The sequence below is a fragment of the Mesorhizobium sp. M6A.T.Cr.TU.017.01.1.1 genome (assembly GCF_004023115.1).
Taxonomy (GTDB): Bacteria; Pseudomonadota; Alphaproteobacteria; order Rhizobiales; family Rhizobiaceae; genus Mesorhizobium; species Mesorhizobium mediterraneum.
Map to the genome: position 1 here is coordinate 1 of NZ_RZTA01000234.1, position 2,826 is coordinate 2,826.

Consider the following 2,826-nt stretch of genomic DNA (forward strand, 5'->3'; position numbering starts at 1 on the left):
GACGGCCCTGGTTACCGGGGCCGCGCAAGGCACCGGAAAGGCTATCGCCGCGCGCTTGGCCGCCGATGGCGCGACGGTCATCGTCAGCGACATCAACGCGAAAGGCGCCGAAACGGCGGCCGCGTCGATCGGCGGAAAAGCGAAGGCGATTGCCGCCGACATCTCCGACCCTGCATCCGTCAAGGCGCTCTTCGCTGAGATCCAGGCGCTGACCGGGGGCATCGATATTCTGGTCAACAATGCCAGCATCGTGCCGTTCGTCGCCTGGGACGATGTCGATCTCGACCATTGGCGCAAGATCATCGACGTCAATCTGACCGGCACCTTCATCGTCAGCCGCGCAGGAACGGACCAGATGCGTGCAGCGGGCAAGGCCGGCCGGGTGATAAGCATCGCCTCCAACACTTTCTTTGCTGGCACGCCGAACATGGCAGCCTATGTCGCGGCCAAGGGCGGCGTCATAGGCTTCACCAGGGCGATGGCCACAGAACTCGGCAAATACAACATCACCGCCAACGCGGTGACGCCGGGCCTGATCGAGAGCGATGGCGTCAAGGCCAGCCCGCACAACGAGGCGTTCGGCTTCGTCGAGATGCTGCAGGCGATGAAAGGCAAAGGGCAGCCGGAACATATCGCCGATGTGGTGTCGTTCCTGGCCTCCGATGACGCGCGCTGGATCACCGGCCAGACGTTGAATGTCGACGCCGGGATGGTGCGCCACTAAAAGCGCGTCGCGTCTGAAAGGGTTCATGCGAAGCTCGTTAATTATATTTGTTCGCGCGAAACCGGAGATCCGATATGAAACCTCGGCCCGCAATTGGCGCACTGGCCGTTATCGTCGCCTTGGTTGCCGGCCCGAACGAGGCAAGATCGCAGGAACGCGCATGTCGCAGTTCCGCTCCCATCGACACCATAAACGAGATGTTCTCCGCGATCTTCGCCTGTTGGGAGCCACCGCCCGGAACCGCGGGCATGACCCTGACGCTGCAGTTCTCAATTCGCCGAAACGGCACACTTATCGGCAAGCCTCGCGCCACTTACTCCCGTCTCGGGAATGATGGCGCCCTCAACCGGGCCTTCGTGGCTTCCGTCCTCGATGCTCTCGACAAGGCTCTGCCACTGCCCGTTTCGGACAGCATGGGTGGAGCGATCGCAGGGCGCACGCTGTTCCCTCGCTTCACAGCGGCGAGTGGGCGTGCATCCTAAAGCGCGTCCGGCAATGTGCATTAGTGCATCGGCGCAACGGCCCTTGGTCATTTCGTTTCTTGAGCCGAGGCAGAAAGGCGGGACGCCGCAATCCCAGGAGGACTATTGTGAATAGGGCTTGACCAACTTCGCCGGGGCATCGTACTTTGGATCCATGGATCCAAAGTCGATCTTTAGCGAACTCAAAGACGAGATTGAGTCAGGTGAATTGGCACCGGGCTCCGTTCTCAAGCAGGAATCGATCGCGGAGCGTTTCGGGGTCAGCCGCCAGCCCGTCCGGCAGGCCTTGGACCGGTTACTCGGGAGTGGCTTGGCCGTGCGGCGTCCCGATCGAAGCCTGGCGGTAGCGATCCTCTCAGTACGGGAGGCGACTGAACTTTGCGAAGTTCGGTCTATTTTGGAGGTCGCTGCCTTGGAGCAGTCGGTGCCGGGGCTTCAGCCTTCCGCTTTGCGTAAGGCTGAGAGGCTCAATGACGAGCTGTTCGCGGAGTACGATCCGTCACGGATTCTGGAGCTCGACCAACAGTTTCACCTAGCCCTGTACAGCGGTTGCACGAATTCTCGATTGCTTAAGACCATCGGAGACCTTCGACGAGAATCCCGGCGGGCAACCCTTCACCAAGAGCGTGGCGCCCAGGAGCGAATTGATTTCTTCGAGGAACACGCGGCGATCGTTGCCGCTTGTGCGAGGCGCGATTTCGACGCTGCGGCGCAGCATCTTCGCTGCCATCTGACCCAGACGACTGCAAGACTTCTTTCCGTTCCGACAAAGGATCAATCATGAAAATGACCGTCGAAGTGCACTGGGAGCGAGAAGGAGCGGTATTCACCGACAAGCGCTACAGCCGCGCGCACATCTGGCGCTTCGACGGAGGCCAGGTGGTGCTGGCATCCGCTTCGCCGCATATCGTTCCGCTTCCTTATTCAGTGGAAGCCAACGTCGATCCAGAGGAGGCTTACATCGCGGCGATTTCCAGCTGCCACATGTTGACCTTTCTCTCGATCGCGGCGCCCCGGGGGATCGTCGTGGAGAGCTATACCGACAAGGCGGTCGGCATGATGGAGAAGGTGGACGGACGATTGGTAGTCAGCCGCGTTGACCTCAATCCGACTATTGTCTACGCCGGGGAAACGCCAACCGCCGCGACAGAAGCGAAACTGCACCAGTCGGCGCATGAACAGTGCTTCATTGCCAATTCCGTGAAGACGGAAATCCAGGTAGCCACCTGAGATATCCATTTACCGGCGCGATTGACAACCACAATTGGGTTTCGAACCTAGACCGGCGGGTTCTGCGGCTGGAAGAATTTGCCGCGCTCCGCGATCAGCACCATCACCAATGCGCCAAGCGACACGCTGCAGAATCCGGCGGCCAAGGGCGTCACCGTGCCGTTGAAGGCTTGGCCGATCAGCGTGCCGAGCAGGCCGCCGAGGAAGGTCTGCATGAATCCCAGAATGGACGATGCCGTGCCGGCCAGTTGGCCGAGCGGCTCCATGGCGAGCGCGTTGAAATTCGCGCCCAGCGCGCCGAACGGGAGCATGGCGCCGGCAAAGAAGGTGATGAAGAGCCAGAGCGGCATCTTCATTTCCAGTGACACCACCAGCCACGCAAAGCTGATC

4 protein-coding genes and 1 pseudogene are annotated in these 2,826 nt (G+C 60.7%); 4 read left to right on the top strand and 1 reads right to left on the bottom strand.

Annotated elements, in window-relative coordinates:
* The 4 genes from EOB36_RS33525 to EOB36_RS33540 form a co-directional block, all read left to right on the top strand.
* The coding region (locus EOB36_RS33525; protein WP_164897708.1) for an SDR family NAD(P)-dependent oxidoreductase at positions 1 to 724 on the top strand (724 nt) is incomplete at its 5' end.
* Positions 725 to 798: 74 nt separating this feature from the next.
* A complete protein-coding gene (locus EOB36_RS33530; protein ID WP_128286572.1) occupies positions 799 to 1,206 on the top strand; it encodes a hypothetical protein in 408 nt (135 codons plus the stop codon).
* A gap of 118 nt (positions 1,207 to 1,324) precedes the next feature.
* Positions 1,325 to 1,990 carry a GntR family transcriptional regulator gene (locus tag EOB36_RS33535; RefSeq protein WP_245467971.1) on the top strand — a complete coding sequence of 222 codons (666 nt, stop codon included), beginning with the start codon at positions 1,325 to 1,327 and terminating at the stop codon, positions 1,988 to 1,990.
* Positions 1,987 to 2,436, top strand: coding sequence for an OsmC family protein (locus tag EOB36_RS33540; RefSeq protein ID WP_206637234.1), 450 nt, complete (start codon positions 1,987 to 1,989; stop codon positions 2,434 to 2,436). Before EOB36_RS33535 ends, EOB36_RS33540 begins: the two co-directional genes overlap by 4 nt.
* Positions 2,437 to 2,483: 47 nt before the next feature.
* On the opposite strand, the pseudogene EOB36_RS33545 reads toward EOB36_RS33540, so the two are convergent.
* Positions 2,484 to 2,826: pseudogene (locus EOB36_RS33545) on the bottom strand (multidrug effflux MFS transporter); the annotation flags it as partial.